The sequence below is a fragment of the Paenalcaligenes hermetiae genome (assembly GCF_039543645.1).
Classification (GTDB): domain Bacteria; phylum Pseudomonadota; class Gammaproteobacteria; order Burkholderiales; family Burkholderiaceae_B; genus Paenalcaligenes; species Paenalcaligenes hermetiae.
Map to the genome: position 1 here is coordinate 233,041 of NZ_BAABKD010000008.1, position 16,708 is coordinate 249,748.

The following is a 16,708-nucleotide window of genomic DNA, read 5'->3' on the forward strand; positions in this document are numbered from 1 at the left end:
TTATTTGTTACGGAATAAGGTGCGAGCCAAAATATTGATGCCCAACACAAACAAAGTGATCAATACGGCACCTGCCCAAGCGAGGCGGTTCCAATCCTCGAAGGGGCTCGCTGCATATTGGAAAATCACCACTGGCAAGTTCGCCAACGGCCCGTTCATATTTAACGACATAAACTGGTTGTTTAATGCGGTAAAGAGCAAGGGCGCGGTCTCGCCCGATATACGAGCTACGGCTAATAACACACCCGTAATAATGCCAGAGCGCGCGGCACGATAACTGATAAACATCACAATACGCCATTGTGGGCAGCCCAGCGCCGCAGCAGCCTCACGTAAACTATTTGGCACTAATTGCAGCATATTATCCGTAGAGCGCACCACCACTGGGATCACTAAAATCGCCAAGGCTAACGAACCCGCCCAACCCGAGTAGTGCCCAAACTGGGCAACGTGGATCGCATAAATAAATAAACCAATCACAATCGATGGTGCTGATAGCAACACATCATTTAGGAATCGAGTCGCTGGTGCCAACCAACCGCGCTGACCGAACTCGGCCAAATAGGTGCCGGCTAAAATCCCTATCGGCGTCCCGATCAAGGTCCCCATGCCCGCCATCATAAAGCTACCTAAAATGGCGTTTAATAACCCCCCCTCCACACCAGGGGGTGGGGTGGGCTGCGTGAGCAGTGTAAAGGATAAGGCTGATGCCCCTTTAACCAGTAAAGTAATAATGATCCAAAACAACCAAAACAAACCAAAAACCAGCGCAACCGTAGACAAAGTCAGCATGAGCCGGTTAAAGCGGTTGCGGCGTTTATAGAGAGGATTATCCGGGTTCAGTACAGAAGTCGTTGTATTTTGCATAGTGTTGCTGCTTAGGATTGAGCACCCTCGTTTTTAGCTAAACGTAATAGCAAGACTTTAGAAACAGCCAATACTACCGTGGTGATTAAAAACAGAATTAAGCCTAATTCTAGTAAAGCGGCTTTTTGCATGCCACCCGCTTCGTTAAATTCGTTGGCCAGTGCCGATGCAATAGAGTTAGAGGGAGCAAAAATCGAATTGGGAAGATTAAAGGCATTACCAATCACAAAGGTCACGGCCATGGTTTCCCCTAAAGCCCGACCCAAACCTAACATAATGCCTCCGATCACGCCATTTTTTGTAAAAGGCAATACCACACGCCACATGACTTCCCAAGTGGTGCTCCCCAAGCCATAAGCCGACTCTTTTAGTAGTGGGGGCACCAGTTCAAATACATCGCGCATTACCGCCGTAATGAACGGAATAATCATGATGGAAAGGATCAAGCCCGCCGTAAACACCCCAATACCAAAAGGCGGCCCTGCAAAAATTGATCCAAGTACAGGAATACCATCAAAAAAAGAAATGATATTTGGCTGTACATAGCGCTGAAACAACGGCACAAAAACAAAAAGCCCCCACATCCCATAAATAATGGAGGGAATGGCGGCTAGCATTTCAATAGCGGTTCCTAAAGGGCGTCGTAACCAAACCGGTGACAGCTCAGTCAAAAACATGGCAATCCCAAAGGAAACCGGCACGGCGATCACTAAAGCAATTGCCGACGTCAACAACGTTCCTACGATAGGAACCAACGCTCCGTATTCATTATTAACTGGATCCCACTCGTTGGTCCATAAAAACGCCAACCCATGAGCTGAGATGGATTCACGGCTACCATAGATCAGCGATGCCATAATGGCAGCCAGCAGAATAAAAACAAAAAACGCAAAACTTTTCGTTACGTTTTTGAACAAGACGTCTAATAAGACATTTTGGTTAGATTTCATGACAGCGTTTTAAAGAGTTGGTGATTTTGCAAAAGCAGTATTGTCACACAACAAGACGGTACCACCAACTTTTGATGGAACCGTCTTGTGTATTACCAACGGTTAGGCAATCCAAAAAACTGCATTATTTCCAGATTTCGCTACCGTCTTTGGCTTTGATTTCTTTAGCCCACACCTGCTTGATTTGGTCGGTGACCTCGGTAGGCAAAGGCACATAGTCGAGCTCGCTCGCCATGTCGGCCCCTTTATCAAAGGCCCAGTTAAAGAAGTTCAAGACCGCTTTTGCATTTTCAGGCTTGTCTTGTACTTTGTGCATTAAGATGAACGTGGCAGAAGTTACAGGCCAGGAATCTGCACCGGGCTCATCGGTAAGAATCACACCCATACCTGGGGCACTATTCCAGTCTGCGTTCGCTGCAGCGGCAGCAAAGGTTTCCTGTGAGGGCTGTACAAACTGACCATCTTTGTTTTGGAGCTGAGTCCAAGACAGTTTATTTTGTTTGGCGTAAGCATATTCTACATAACCGATAGAGTCTTTAAGCTGACGCACATACGCCGCTACTCCTTCGTTACCTTTACCGCCTTGGCCGGTAGGCCATTTTACCGCTTTGCCCTCACCCACTTTTTCTTTCCAGTCGGTGGAGACTTTGGATAAATAGTTGGTCCAACCAAAGGTCGTACCAGAGCCATCCGAGCGGTGAACCACTACAATCGAGTTAGCAGGAAGTTTGAGGTCAGGGTTAAGCTTTTGAATCGCCTCATCGTTCCATTTGGTGATTTTACCCAAGAAAATATCAGCCAAAACAGGACCTGATAATTTTAACTGGCCTGGCTCAATGCCATCGATGTTCACTACAGGAACTGTACCACCGATTACCGCAGGAAACTGAAGTAAGTTATCTTTTTCTAATGCCTCGCCTTTCATCGGGTCATCCGAAGCACCAAAATCAACGGTTTTAGCAATAATTTGCTGCTGACCACCACCTGAACCAATAGACTGGTAGTTAACTTGTTTACCGGTCTCTTTATTGTAGGCAGCTGCCCATTTGGCATAAATTGGATATGGGAAAGACGCGCCCGCACCTGTTACGTTAACGGCCTGAGCAGATAGAGCCATGGCGCTAAAAGCCAGACCCACGGTTAGTTTTGAAAAAGCACGTTTTAACATCTAGACACCCTCTTGATGATTTGTAATCGGCAGTCTATTACTGCATCTGTAAGCAGTTTAAGACGCAAATATTACATGTTCGTGACAGTAGCTGTTTTAACACAAAATCACTGTCCTAGCTCTTGCATTAAGTGCTCATGCAAATTGAAAATTGCGCCACGCCGGCTTCGAACACGTTGGTAGCTACCATTAGGCAAGCCTTTCCAAGCAAGCTGATTATCACGCAATGCATAACGAAAGGCCTCGTTAATCACTCGACGTTTTAAACGCCGGTCAAAAACAGGCACAGCAAGCTCAACCCGACGGAAAAAGTTTCTGTCCATCCAGTCTGCAGAAGAAATATAAAGGTCTTCCGCCCCATCGTTATAAAAATAAAAAACACGTGAGTGCTCTAAAAACCGGCCAACGATAGAGCGAACTTGGATATTTTCTGATAAGCCAGGCACACCAGGACGTAATGCACAAGCACCACGTACAATTAAATCAATACGCACACCGGCTTGACTGGCCTCGTATAAAGCGTGAATGATTTTAGCCTCGAGCAACGAGTTCATTTTTGCCATGATACGTGCTTTTTTCCCAGCTTTAGCCTGCTCAATTTCACGCTCAATATAAGCCATCATGGTGTCGTGCAAATTAAATGGTGACTGCAATAAAACACGCAGGTTGCGTCGCGTCCCTAACCCCGTCAACTGACTAAACACCTGTTCCATATCAGCGCAAATATCTGCGTTGGCAGTCATCAAACCAAAGTCGGTATACAGTCGAGCTGTACGTGGGTGATAGTTGCCGGTACCCAAATGCCCATAACGACGGATCTCCCCCTGTTCACGACGTAATACCAATGCCATTTTGGCGTGTGTTTTATACCCCACTACGCCATAGCTGACATGTGCACCAGCTTCTTCAAGCCGTGCCGCCCAGTTAATATTGGTTTGCTCATCAAACCGAGCCATTAGCTCCACAATCACTGTGACCTCTTTACCTGCCTTGGCTGCTTGCATCAAAATAGCCATCAGCTCGGAGTCTTCACCTGTGCGATAAATGGTCTGTTTAATCGCTACCACATGGGGATCCAGTGCCGCAGCGCGCAAAAAGCTTAATACGGGCTGAAAAGACTGGTATGGATGGTGCACCAGCTGGTCTTGTTTGGCTATGGCGTGAAATAAATCTTTAGGGCTGTCCAGTTGGTCAAAAGGAGCAGGAACGGGAGCGTGATATGGGGGGAACACTAAATCCGGACGATCGGGCACATCGCATAAGCGCGATAAGCGCGATAGATTAACTGGCCCTAGCACGCGATATGTATCATTTTCTGTCAGTAAGAATTCTTTTTGTAAAAACGCCGCCAGTGCATCGGGCATAGAGCGATCGACTTCTAAGCGCACTGCCGCCCCAAAATTTCTTTGTGATAGCTCGCCTTGCAAAGCTTGTCGTAGATTAGTGACCTCTTCCTCATCCACAAAAAGATCACTGTTTCGAGTCACTCGCCACTGATAGCAACCTTTAACATCCATGCCCGGAAAAAGCTCATCAACAAAACAACTAATTAATGCTGTGAGCAAGACATAACCATGTGGAATGCCCGCAATCGCTTCGGGCATTTTTAATAAGCGGGGTAAAGCACGTGGTGCTTGCACAATGGCAATCGCCCCTGTGCGCCCAAACGCATCCTCGCCAGATAAGGAAATAATAAAGTTGAGACTTTTGTTATATACCCGTGGAAAAGGGTGCGCTGGATCTAAGCCAATGGGGGTAAGCAAGGGCATGACCTCTCGCATAAACGTGTTATAGGCCCAGTCACGCTGTTCTTGTGTCCATTGTGGAACGCGTAAAAGCCCAATCCCCTCTTCCATAAGTGCCGGCAAAACCTGATTTAGCAATAATTCGTTTTGCTTATCGACCAAATCATGGGTGCTCTGCTGAATACATGCAAAGGCTTCGAGCGGCGTATAACCATCGGCCTGCATCTGATGCGGCGCTTGATCTATTTTTTCTTTAAGACTGGATATACGAATTTCAAAAAACTCGTCCAGATTAGAGCTAACGATGCATAAGTAACGCAAACGTTCTAATAACGGCGTGGACGGGTTTTCCGCCATCGCCAATACGCGCTCATTGAATTTCAACAGTGATAGTTCACGGTTAATGAGCATTACATCAGGATTAGGAATCATGGAGGCATCTTCTATAGTCATCGTTAGTACCGCAAACCTTATACTTGATTCATTTTACCTGTTTATGACAGTGATTTTGTTGCGACACCGCAATAAACGAATGAGGATTCTTTTTAGACGCTGTGCTTTTGAGTACTTAAACGTATAATCGCAGCATACTCACCACAGATATTCCCTTATGGACCAATTACTTGCCGCCGTTGATTTAGGCTCTAATAGCTTTCGTTTATCCATTGGGCGGGTGGAACAGCATAATGGGCATGCGCAAATTTATGCCATCGATCGTCTTAACGAGTCAGTACGCTTAGCTGCTGACATGGGGCCTGATAAGCGCATCCACCCTGACGCCATTAAGCGCGCCGTTACGATTTTGCAGCGTTTTAATGAGCGTATACAGGGATTTCATCCAAACCGCGTGCGGGCAGTCGCTACGAACACCTTTAGGGTGGCGAGTAACCGCGAAGAAATGCTAAGCGTTGCCGAAGAGGCTTTAGGTTTTCCTATCGAGGTCATTTCCGGTTACGAGGAAGCGCGTTTAATTTACACAGGCATCAATAACGAGCTCCCCCCCTCCTCCTCGCGACGCCTCATGGTTGATATTGGTGGTGGTTCTACAGAAATCATTATCGGTCGCAACCATCAGCCGTTGCTGCTGTCCTCACTACCGATGGGCTGTGTAAGCTACACAGATCGTTTTTTTGGTACTGGTCTGATCACCGAAAACCGTATGAATCAAGCCATCTTAGCGGCACGACGCGAGATCGAGGTGATCGCACACCAGTACCGTAAAGCCGGCTGGCAATACGCTTATGGTTCTTCGGGTACCGCCAAGGGCATAGAGGCCATTCTTGTCGGCAAAGGCTACTCGAAACGCGGCATCACCCTAGAGGGGATGAACAAACTCCGCAAAAAGCTTATCCGTGATAAAAAAGTAGTGGCCGAAGACCTGCCCGGGATTAAACCTCACCGGATCCCTGTGCTCGCAGCAGGGCTTGCCATTATGATTGCTATTTTTGAAGAGCTGAAAATCAAAACCATGCAGCGCGGTGAGGGGGCTTTACGCATGGGGGTGCTATATGACCTGCTCGGACGTGACTCCGATCGCGACAAACGAGAGGAAACCGTGATTCAGCTAAGCAAACGCTATCATATTGACCTGAAACAGGCCCAGCGCGTTAAACAAGCTGCAATAGCACTCTTTCAGCAGCTCCATCTTAAACCCAGCCCAGATACTGAAGACTTAGAAAAAGCCTTGGGTTGGGCTGCCGACCTGCATGAGGTCGGTTTATCTATTGCACACAATGATTACCATAAGCATACGGCTTATGTACTCGGACATGCTGATATGCCCGGCTTTTCACGCGATGACCAAGCCTTACTCGCTTTTTTAAGCTTAGGACACCAAGGGCGTATTGATAAACTCAAGCACCACCAACCAAGCCGTAGTGAATGGCTAACCTTATTATGCTTACGTCTAAGCGTTATGCTGATGCGTCGACGAGAAGACTTAGATCAGCTACCGATTCGTGTCCAAGTCGATAAAAATGGTGCCACCATTTTTGCTGATAAGCAGTGGATTGCGGCCCGACCGCTTTCCGAGTTCTCGCTACGCACCGAGCAAAGCGAATGGGCTAAAGCCGATTTCAGCGTTAAGCTGGTTTATAAAAAAGACCTAACTACCTTGGATACGGCAACGAGCTAATCGACTAGGCCAAAATGCTTTTTATAGCGCTCAGGTAACTGAGTAATGTCTAATAACACAGGAAAATCTGCCGTATTAAAATCCGGATCCCATGCGGGCTCCCCACACAATACGGCACCCAGATTTAAATACCCTTTGATCAGCGGTGGAATACGTGCTGGTAAATCACTATCCAGTTTTTCTACCGGATAGCGATGGTGTGGGGTTAAACAAGGCACAGTAGGATTGGCCCGCATGGATTTCTGGGCTTCGCGCCAGACCTTTGCCGCTGTTACCCCGTCATCACGCAGGCTGACGCTAGCACAGCCCAATAGATAACGATAACCGCCGGCGCGCATCATGTTCGCGATTCCTACCCATAACAACAGAATCGCACTGCCATTACGGTATTTAGGGTGGATGCATGAGCGCCCCAGCTCTGCCATCTGTGGCCGCAACGCATCGAGGGGACTTAAATCAAATTCCGATTCGGTATAGTATTTGCCAAGCCGTGCCGCTTGCTCTGGACGTAAAATGCGATAAGTGCCGACGACTTTTTGCTTAGCACCACCTAAGACCATAAAGTGCTCGCACCAGGCATCGTATTCGTCCTCATCGATACCACGATGTGCCTCAGGAAATACCGCCTGCATTTCTTGCGAAAAAATGCTAAAGCGCAAGCGCTGCACAGCACGCAGTTCTTTTTTTGTTTGTGCTAAGCGTAGCTGTAAGCCGTCCTGTTGCGGGCTTTGCCAAACTTGATTAATGAGTAAAGGGGATAAAGCTGAAGAGGTCTGCAACATAGCAAATTGGCTCCTAAAAGTGCCTTCATCATGCCAAAACTATGTTGCAGCGAGTTGACGGTTTTGTGACCAAACCGTCGTATTTAACGAGCTAGCCTAAATCCACAGCCATCAAACGCTCTATGCCTTGATCAACCAAGGCTTGATCCTCGGCCTCGACCATGATGCGTAGCTTGGGCTCTGTACCCGATGGGCGAATTAACACACGCCCTTGCTGCCCTAGCTCGGCTTCTAGCTGTTCTTTTGCAGAGACAAGCGCTTGACACTGTGTCCAGTCTCGACCTTGTTCCCACGCTACGTTTACCATTTTTTGCGGATACATTTTCAGATCATCGACAAGCTCACGTAATAAGCTGCCGTGATGACGCATCGCCGTAAGAATCTGTAAAGCTGCAATAATCCCATCACCGGTTGTATGGTGATCTAAGCACAATAGATGCCCGGAGCTTTCACCACCGTAGAGCCAGCCTTTTTCCAACAGCTTTTCTAGCACATAGCGGTCACCCACATTTGCACGAATAAACTCTACACCCAAGGCTTTTAAGCGATTCTCTAAGCCTAGGTTTGTCATTAGCGTCCCGACCACGCCTTTTACCGGCTGCGTTAACATTCGGTCACGCACAATCATGTATAGCAGCTCATCGCCATTATAAAGACGACCATCGCTACCCACCATTTGCAGACGATCCGCATCACCATCTAAAGCAATCCCCAAGTCTGCCCCGCGCTCTTGAACAACGCGAAGCAAATGCTCTGGGCACATGGCCCCTACGCCATCATTGATATTAAAACCATTGGGTTCGCAGCCGATGGCGTGTACCTCGGCACCTAATTCACGAAATACGTGCGGTGCAATATGGTATGCCGCTCCATGCGCTGCATCAACCACCAATTTTAAACCAGCCAGATCTAACTCGTTGGGAAAGGTGCTTTTACAAAACTCGATATAGCGCCCTGCTGAGTCCTCAAGGCGTCGCGCACGCCCAAGTCTATCGGAAGACACACACTCTACTGGTGAATCTAGCGCTTGCTCAATCTGCAGTTCCAGCTCATCAGGCAGCTTCATGCCCTGAGCAGAAAAAAACTTAATGCCGTTATCCTGATATGGATTATGTGAAGCACTAATCACAATACCAGCGGTTAAACGCAGCGTTCGTGTTAAATACGCCACGGCTGGAGTAGGCACAGGCCCAGCAAGCAACACATCCACCCCAGCAGCCGATAGCCCTGCTTCTAGGGCGGATTCCAACATATAACCAGAGATACGCGTATCTTTACCAATAATGACGGTGGGGCGATTCACAGTAGTATGTGCTTTCGCTAATACTTTGCCTGCAGCATAACCCAAGCGCAAAGCAAATTCCGCGTTAATCGTCGGCCCGCCGACTTCGCCACGAATCCCATCCGTTCCAAAATATTTACGATTACTCATCATTGATTCCTTGTTCTACTGCTTGCCATACTCGTAAAGCATCCGCTGACTCAGCTACATCATGGACTCGTACCACTGCCGCGCCACGCGCCACCGCCGCAAGCATACCAGCCAAGCTGCCTGCTAGCCGCTGCTGAGGAGGACGATTTACTACATGTCCGATCATCGACTTGCGTGAGAGCCCGATGAGCCAAGGATAGGATTCTATCTGAATAGCAGCCAAATCACGTAAAAGGCTGTAATTATGTGCAACGGTTTTCCCAAAGCCCAAGCCTGGATCTAGCATAATCCGCTCTGGAACTACCCCCGCACCCCGTAGTGCCTGAACGCGCTGTAGAAGAAACTGACGCACCTCGGCATACAAGTCGTCATAATGGGGCTGTTTCTGCATGGTTTTAGGCTCACCCTGCATATGCATCACGCACAAACCACAAGATGAGTCAGCAACTGCTGCTACCGAAGCAGGGTCCCTAAAACCGGCAATATCATTAATAATGTCTGCCCCCGCATCCAGTACGGCCCGCATGACCTCTGGTTTAAATGTATCTACCGATAAAGGGATATTGAGCTCACGCAATGCTTCGATCACGGGCAGCAGCCGGCGTAGTTCCTCTTGTACGGATACGGGCTCCGCTCCAGGGCGTGTGGACTCACCCCCTATATCAAGAATATCAGCCCCCTCTGCCACAAGCTGCTGTGCGTGCGCAATAGCCGCATCGGTTTGAATATACTGATTTCCATCAGAAAATGAGTCTGGGGTAACGTTGACAATCCCCATCAATAACGGGCGCTCCAACCCGAGTTCGAAGCGCCCGCAAAGCCATGTTTTATTCATGGAACAATACGATTTAAAAAATGTTAGACCGGTGTTGTCGCTGGTTTATCATCAGCGGGTTTGTCTTCTGTTTTTGGCTCAGAAGGCTCCACCTGGGCCCCAGCGGTAGGCGGGGTTGAATCAGATTTATCTGATTTATTATCAGAGTAATCTTTGGGTGGACGGGGTGGGCGACCTGCCATGATGTCATCGATTTGATCCGCATCAATGGTCTCCCACTCTAATAGAGCCTGGGTCATCGCTTCCATTTTGTCGCGATTATCCTCGATGAGCTTGCGTGCTACATTGTATTGCTCATCAATGATTTTGCGTACCTCTTGGTCCACTTTTTGCATAGTGGCTTCAGAGATGTTCGTGGTTTTAGTCACGCTACGCCCCAAGAAAACCTCGCCTTCGTTTTCGGCATACACCACAGGGCCCAACGTATCTGTCATCCCATAACGGGTCACAATATCGCGCGCGATCTGGGTGGCTCGCTCAAAGTCATTAGAGGCTCCGGTCGTCATTTGATTCATGAAGACCTCTTCGGCAATACGCCCCCCAAACAACACAGCAATCATATTGAGCAAGCGCTCTTTATCCATGCTATAGCGGTCCGTTTCAGGAAGCTGCATAGTCACCCCTAAAGCACGCCCACGGGGAATAATTGTGACCTTGTGTACTGGATCGGTTTTAGGTAGCAGGCGCGCAACCAGCGCGTGGCCTGATTCGTGATAAGCCGTATTACGACGCTCTTCTTCGGGCATGATCATTGAGCGACGCTCTGCACCCATGATGATTTTATCTTTGGCTTTTTCAAAGTCTTGCATATCCACGGTACGACCGTTACGACGCGCCGCAAAAAGGGCGGCTTCGTTGACTAGGTTCGCCAAATCAGCCCCAGAAAAGCCAGGTGTACCACGGGCTAAAATCTGTGCATCGACGTTCGGCGCCAAAGGTACCTTGCGCATGTGTACATGCAAAATTTGCTCACGACCACGAATGTCGGGTAATGACACCACCACTTGGCGGTCAAAACGACCTGGACGCAATAGCGCTGGATCCAAAACATCGGGACGGTTTGTGGCCGCGATAACAATGACCCCCTGCCCTTTTTCAAAGCCATCCATTTCGACTAAGAGCTGGTTTAAAGTCTGTTCGCGCTCATCATTACCACCGCCCAAGCCCGCACCACGCTGACGCCCTACGGCATCAATCTCATCGATAAAAATAATGCATGGAGCGTGTTTTTTGGCGTTTTCAAACATGTCTCGCACACGTGCCGCCCCAACCCCTACAAACATTTCCACAAAATCAGAACCAGAAATGCTAAAGAAAGGGACTTTGGCTTCGCCAGCAATTGCACGAGCTAATAAAGTTTTACCGGTTCCAGGAGGGCCCACCATGAGGACCCCACGGGGGATACGACCGCCTAGGCGCTGAAAGCGCGAAGGGTCACGTAAGAAATCCACCAGCTCTTGTACGTCCTCTTTGGCCTCATCGCAGCCAGCAACATCAGCAAAGGTGATGGTGTTAGCGTTTTCGTCGAGCATGCGCGCTCGGGATTTTCCGAAGCTAAAAGCCCCGCCTTTGCCGCCGCCCTGCATTTGACGCATGAAAAAGATCCACACCCCAATCAAAAGGAGCATGGGGAACCAAGAAATAAAAATACTGGTTAAGAATGAGGGCTCTTCACGTGCTTTGCCTGATACCTGAACACCGGATTTGACGAGTTCGGGTACCATCCATAAATCACCAGGCGACGTCAACGAGTATGGACGCCCGGAATCTGGCGTGACGTAAAGTGTATCGCCTTGAATATCGACTTTGGAGATACGCCCAGAGCGCGCATCGTCCATAAACTGGGTATAAGTCACACCGTCGGTAGCCGAAGGACGCCCGTCAAACTGTTTAAATACGGTAAACAGAACTAGCGCAATGACCATCCAAACGGCGACTTTGGAAAATGAGTTGTTCAACACCAACCTCCTAGTTGCTTAAACCTGTACGGCTAAAACTGACAACAAGCTGTACAAGTGCCAATTTGAACATTCTACCCGATATTGGGAAGGAGTAGCGCAATCAAGCCTGTTTTAATTGACGCCCAACCAAAAAGGTTTCTGCTGAGCGATCACGTGAGGATTTGGGCTTGCGCGTGTTTACCTGACGGAAATGTTCTTTAAATGATTGTACAATCTGTGAAAATCCACTGCCATGGAAGGCTTTGACAATCAAAGCCCCGTTGGGTTGCAAGTGACTTAATGCAAAATCTAAAGCCAATTCACAAACATGTTGGATACGCACCGAATCCGCAGCGGCCACACCCGATAAATTGGGGGCCATATCGGAAATAACAAGGTCTACTTTTTGCTCCCCAAGCAAATTTTTTAACTGATCTAGTACCTCATCTTCCCTAAAGTCGCCTAAAATAAACTCGACGCCATCAATCGGCTCCATTGGCAACATATCTAAAGCAATAATACGGCCGTTAATCTGGCCGTTTTGCATTAAGCGCTCGCGTGCGACTTGTGACCAGCTGCCTGGTGCAGCCCCTAAGTCGACCACAACGTTGCCCGGATGCAACAGTTTTTCGGTTTCTATAATTTCTAATAATTTAAAAGCAGCGCGGGCTCTATAACCCTTTTGTTGCGCTAGTTTGACATAAGGGTCATTAATATGCCGATGCACCCATGCTTTAGAGGTTTTTTTCTTGCCCATTCCCGTACAATCTCATTATGCCTACATTAACTATTACTACTCAGCTTCGTAATCAATTACGTGCCGCCGCTCATGCGCTTAAACCTGTTGTTCTTATTGGAGACAACGGCTTAACCGAGGCGGTCCTAAAAGAAATCAATTTACACCTAAATGTACACCAGCTCATTAAAATCCGCGTGGCTGGCGATGACCGCGCTGAACGCACAGCCATGTATGAACAAATATGTGCTGAGCTCCATGCCGAACCCATTCACCATATTGGCAAGATCTTAACCATCTATCGCGAAAACCCCGAGCGTCCATCTGTTTTAAGTGATGGCACTATGGATACACGCGCGGTGCGCTCAAGCAACGAGCCTTATACACCAAAAAAACTTGCCGCAGCCGGTTTTAAAAAAACCAAATCCGGTAAAAAAGTCCGCGTACGCCGTTAATCTTTACAAAAAAGCCCACCATCAAGCGTGGGCTTTTTCATGAATATCGGGCTTTGCAACCTGCATCGACCCAATGCCAATAAATACCGATCAACGGTACTCTATGGTCACAATTTCAAATTCGCGCACGCCACCCGGTGCTTGAACCTCGACCACATCCCCCTCGCTTTTACCAATCAGTGCGCGAGCAACGGGGCTAGAAACAGAAATGCGATTTTCACGAATATCTGATTCCATATCCCCTACGATTTGATAGGTAACTTGTTCTCCGGAATCTAAATCCTCAATCGCAACGGTAGCCCCAAATACAATTTTATCACCTACATTTAACGTAGCGGGATCAATAATTTGGGCATTAGAAATAATCCCTTCTAGTTCGCGAATGCGCCCTTCTACAAAGGCTTGTCGCTCACGCGCCGCATCGTACTCCGCGTTTTCAGAAAGGTCTCCTTGGGCTCGCGCCTCGGCAATAGCATTAATCACATCGGGACGCTCTACCGTTTTGAGGCGATGGAGTTCCGCCTTTAAGCGTTCAGCGCCCTGCGCTGTCAACGGAATCGCAGACATATGTATCCTGAATAAAAATGAAAAACGCCCCGTAGCAATAGGAGCGCATATAAATAGAATAGAAGATTATTGATGGGATAGCGTAATGAAATAATTAAAACCATTCGCCCCATTGAAAATAAAGCCCCAAAGCAATGGGGCTGTGATTATTGTGCGCAAAACTTAAAGAAATTGCAAGCCTACAAGCGTGATCTAACCAACTAATGGGCAAATCACGCCTAAGAATCCATTATGCTTGGCGCTCTGGGCGTAAAGACAACAATGCGTGCATTAAAATTGCACCAAAAGTCGCCGTACCAATACCATCTAGTTTTAGAATACCTAATTCTAGCGTGAAATTACCCGCCCCTAAAATCAACGTAACGGCTGCCACCAATAGGTTTTGACTCTTACTGAAATCCACTTGGTTCACAACCCAAATACGTGCCCCTGCTACGCTAATTAAGCCAAACACAACAATAGACATACCCCCTAATACGGGACCAGGGATCATTTGAATCACGGCACCAAACTTAGGAGAAAAACCTAAAAAGATCGCGAACAAAGCAGCTACGGCAAATACCAGCGACGAATATATGCGCGTTGCGGCCATCACCCCAATGTTCTCTGCATAGGTAGTCACACCGGTTCCACCCATAGAACCAGACAACATTGTCGCCACACCGTCCCCCACAAAGGCTCGCCCTAAATAACGGTCAAGGTTCTGTCCAGTCATAGCAGAAACGGCTTTAACGTGACCAAGGTTTTCTGCAACCAAAATAATGGCTACTGGTACGATCACAGACATGGCTTGTACTTCAAAGACCGGTTTTGCAAAATTAGGTAAGCCAAACCAAGGGGCTTGAGCGACCCCGCTGGTGTCAATCGGTGTGCCATAACCCAGTCCATTTGTGAAGATGGCATAAATAACACAGGCTACAATCAACCCAACTAAAATTAATAATCGTTGCACCACACCACGACTATAAATCGCCACCGCGCCCACACACAGCACCGTCATCAGCGCCATTAACGAGTCAAAGGTCCCTGTCCCCATAGCCCCTTTTGCAGCAATAGGAGCTAGATTTAAACCAATCACAGCTACAATTGCACCGGTGACCACGGGTGGCATCATTTTATTAATAATATGGGCAGCACCACCTGAACGTGCATCGGCCAACCACACGACCAAACCAATTAAGGTATAGACCAAACCACAAATAATAATCGCCCCTAATGCTACGCCTATATTTGGGTTTGGGCCGGCCCCCGCATAGCCGGTAACCGCAATCACTCCACCAATAAACGCAAAACTGGAGCCTAGGTAGCTAGGCACACGCCCACCTACAAAGAAAAAGAAAATCAACGTCCCTATCCCAGACATTAAAATGGCAAGGTTAGGGTCAAAGCCCATCAGTAACGGCGCCAGGATGGTCGAGCCAAACATAGCTACCACGTGCTGCGCTGCCATGGCAACACTTTGCGTAGCGGGCAAGTACTCATGCGGTTGCACTACCGCATCGGGCGCTACAGTATCCACTTTGCGCCAACGAGGAAAATAGGTTTCAGACATAATTGGAGATCATTAAAGAAGAACGTGGCGCAAGTTTACGGCGCTATACGCAGCGAAGCAAGCCACTGATTGAAGTGATGGTCGTTTCTATTTATTAGTGTCATCATTTATTTTTATTGGACATATCTTGTTGTATTTCCTAGTCTAAGTTAACTGCCCAAAAAATAATAGGGCTCTTAACGAGGAGACAACCATGAGATCCATCACTAAAAATATTGCTTTAGCTTTTGCTTTATCCGCACTCGCCCCAATAGCGGCGGCTGGTACAGTAACTGTTGTGACGTCTTTTCCCAAAGACCTTACACAGGCCTACAAAACCGCTTTTGAAAAGCAAAATCCCGGTATTACCGTAGAAATTCTCAATAAAAACACCGTTTCTGGTATCGCTTTTGTCAAAGAGACCCCCGCAGGAAAACGACCTGATGTTTTCTGGGCTAGCGCACCTGATGCTTTTGAAGTGCTTTCTCAAGATAAGCTACTTAGCAAAATCAGCGATATTGCTAACCCAGATGTACCTAATACGATCGGTAGTTTTCCAGTCAATGATCCTGAGGGCTATTTTCTCGGGCAAGCCTTAGCTGGCTATGGGATTATGTACAACACCCGTTTTACCAAAGCCAAAAAGCTAGATGACCCCAAAACCTGGTCCGATTTGCTTAAGCCAGAGTGGTTTAATAATGTGGGGATTACCTCGCCCTCTCGCTCAGGCACTATGCACTTAACTGTAGAAACCATTCTTCAAGGCGAAGGCTGGGAAAAAGGCTGGAACACCTTATTGCGCATGGCTGGAAATAGTGCGGCCTTAACCGATCGCTCTTTTGGTGTTCCTGATGGTGTGAATAACGGTCAGTTTGGTGCTGGCCCTGTGATTGATTTCTTCGGCTTATCCAGTAAGTTTTCTAAGTTCCCTGTGGAGTTTGTCTACCCAGAGGAAACGGCTATTGTTCCTGCCAACATTGCACTCATTAGCGAATCCGCCAACCCCGAAGAAGCAAAGAAATTCATTCAATTCACATTAAGTCCTGAGGGGCAGGAACTGCTTTTGCTGCCACAAATTTCACGCTTGCCCGTTTTGCCCTACAGCAATATGCAAAATATCCCAGAGGGCTATCCAGACCCGTTGAAAATTGTTGAGCGCAGTACGGTTAAGTTTGATGTTAACCTGTCACAAAGCCGCTACTTTATTGTTCAGTCCTTATTTGACCAAACGATTACTTTCCGTCATAAAGAGCTGCAAGCCGCCACCAAAGCCATCTTAGATGCCGAGAAAAAACTAGGAGATAGCCCCTCTGCCGAAGCAAAAGCGCGCCTAGATGAAGCTAAGCAGTTAGCATGGATGCCTTTAGTGGATGAAAAAGCGGTTCAAGAGGCTACGCTTGTAGACTTATTCAAAGCCGATAAAAAAGATCCCAAAGTGAACCAACAGCTCTCGAAGCTACAGGGAGAATGGAACGAGCGGGCCAAGATCCAGTACGAAAAAGCAGAAAAGCTCGCTAAGGAAGCAGCACGCTTGTAATTTTTTAGCCACCCCGATTCTGCGTCGGG

General features: G+C 47.8%; 14 protein-coding genes. 3 read left to right on the top strand and 11 right to left on the bottom strand.

What is annotated here, in order from left to right; all coding sequences use genetic code 11:
• The 4 genes from pstA to ppk1 all read right to left on the bottom strand — a co-directional run bounded on the left by pstA (position 1) and on the right by ppk1 (position 5,183).
• Entirely contained in the window at positions 1–867 is an 867-nt protein-coding gene (gene pstA, locus ABD980_RS05520) for a phosphate ABC transporter permease PstA (RefSeq protein ID WP_345370204.1), read from the bottom strand.
• 11 nt (positions 868–878) lie between these two features.
• Positions 879–1,817, bottom strand: coding sequence for a phosphate ABC transporter permease subunit PstC (gene pstC / locus ABD980_RS05525; protein WP_260649197.1), 939 nt, complete (start codon positions 1,815–1,817; stop codon positions 879–881).
• Positions 1,818–1,941: 124 nt separating this feature from the next.
• Complete coding sequence (gene pstS / locus ABD980_RS05530; protein WP_345370208.1) at positions 1,942–2,985, bottom strand: phosphate ABC transporter substrate-binding protein PstS; 1,044 nt, start codon at positions 2,983–2,985, stop codon at positions 1,942–1,944.
• Between the two features lie 107 nt (positions 2,986–3,092).
• Positions 3,093–5,183: a polyphosphate kinase 1 gene (ppk1, locus tag ABD980_RS05535; protein ID WP_377536198.1), complete on the bottom strand. Its 2,091-nt coding sequence runs from the start codon at positions 5,181–5,183 to the stop codon at positions 3,093–3,095.
• Between the two features lie 157 nt (positions 5,184–5,340).
• Between ppk1 and ABD980_RS05540 the strand changes: the two genes are divergently transcribed.
• Positions 5,341–6,864 carry a Ppx/GppA phosphatase family protein gene (locus ABD980_RS05540; protein WP_345370210.1) on the top strand — a complete coding sequence of 508 codons (1,524 nt, stop codon included), beginning with the start codon at positions 5,341–5,343 and terminating at the stop codon, positions 6,862–6,864.
• On the opposite strand, the gene ABD980_RS05545 is transcribed toward ABD980_RS05540, so the two are convergent.
• The 5 genes from ABD980_RS05545 to ABD980_RS05565 all read right to left on the bottom strand — a co-directional run bounded on the left by ABD980_RS05545 (position 6,861) and on the right by ABD980_RS05565 (position 12,610).
• Positions 6,861–7,646, bottom strand: coding sequence for a GNAT family N-acetyltransferase (locus ABD980_RS05545; RefSeq protein WP_345370212.1), 786 nt, complete (start codon positions 7,644–7,646; stop codon positions 6,861–6,863). The genes ABD980_RS05540 and ABD980_RS05545 overlap by 4 nt on opposite strands.
• A 91-nt stretch (positions 7,647–7,737) precedes the next feature.
• Positions 7,738–9,078: a phosphoglucosamine mutase gene (gene glmM, locus ABD980_RS05550; protein WP_345370214.1), complete on the bottom strand. Its 1,341-nt coding sequence runs from the start codon at positions 9,076–9,078 to the stop codon at positions 7,738–7,740.
• Positions 9,071–9,913 (bottom strand): dihydropteroate synthase, encoded by an 843-nt coding sequence (folP, locus tag ABD980_RS05555; RefSeq protein WP_260649202.1) that lies wholly within the window; start codon positions 9,911–9,913, stop codon positions 9,071–9,073. The genes glmM and folP overlap by 8 nt, the downstream gene beginning before the upstream one ends.
• A gap of 23 nt (positions 9,914–9,936) precedes the next feature.
• Entirely contained in the window at positions 9,937–11,871 is a 1,935-nt protein-coding gene (ftsH, locus tag ABD980_RS05560) for an ATP-dependent zinc metalloprotease FtsH (protein ID WP_260649203.1), read from the bottom strand.
• Positions 11,872–11,974: 103 nt separating this feature from the next.
• Positions 11,975–12,610, bottom strand: coding sequence for an RlmE family RNA methyltransferase (locus ABD980_RS05565; RefSeq protein WP_260649204.1), 636 nt, complete (start codon positions 12,608–12,610; stop codon positions 11,975–11,977).
• Between the two features lie 17 nt (positions 12,611–12,627).
• On the opposite strand from ABD980_RS05565, the gene ABD980_RS05570 reads away from it, so the two are divergent.
• On the top strand, positions 12,628–13,044 hold the full coding sequence (locus ABD980_RS05570; RefSeq protein ID WP_345370217.1) for a YhbY family RNA-binding protein: 417 nt from the start codon (positions 12,628–12,630) through the stop codon (positions 13,042–13,044).
• 90 nt (positions 13,045–13,134) lie between these two features.
• Here ABD980_RS05570 and greA read toward each other — a convergent pair whose 3' ends face one another.
• Entirely contained in the window at positions 13,135–13,611 is a 477-nt protein-coding gene (greA, locus tag ABD980_RS05575) for a transcription elongation factor GreA (protein WP_260649206.1), read from the bottom strand.
• A gap of 229 nt (positions 13,612–13,840) precedes the next feature.
• The gene (locus ABD980_RS05580) at positions 13,841–15,163 is read right to left on the bottom strand and encodes a solute carrier family 23 protein (RefSeq protein WP_345370219.1); all 1,323 of its coding nucleotides are present in this window, start codon (positions 15,161–15,163) and stop codon (positions 13,841–13,843) included.
• Between the two features lie 193 nt (positions 15,164–15,356).
• Between ABD980_RS05580 and ABD980_RS05585 the strand changes: the two genes are divergently transcribed.
• Positions 15,357–16,679: an ABC transporter substrate-binding protein gene (locus ABD980_RS05585; protein ID WP_260649208.1), complete on the top strand. Its 1,323-nt coding sequence runs from the start codon at positions 15,357–15,359 to the stop codon at positions 16,677–16,679.
• The last annotated feature ends 29 nt before the right edge of the window (positions 16,680–16,708 follow it).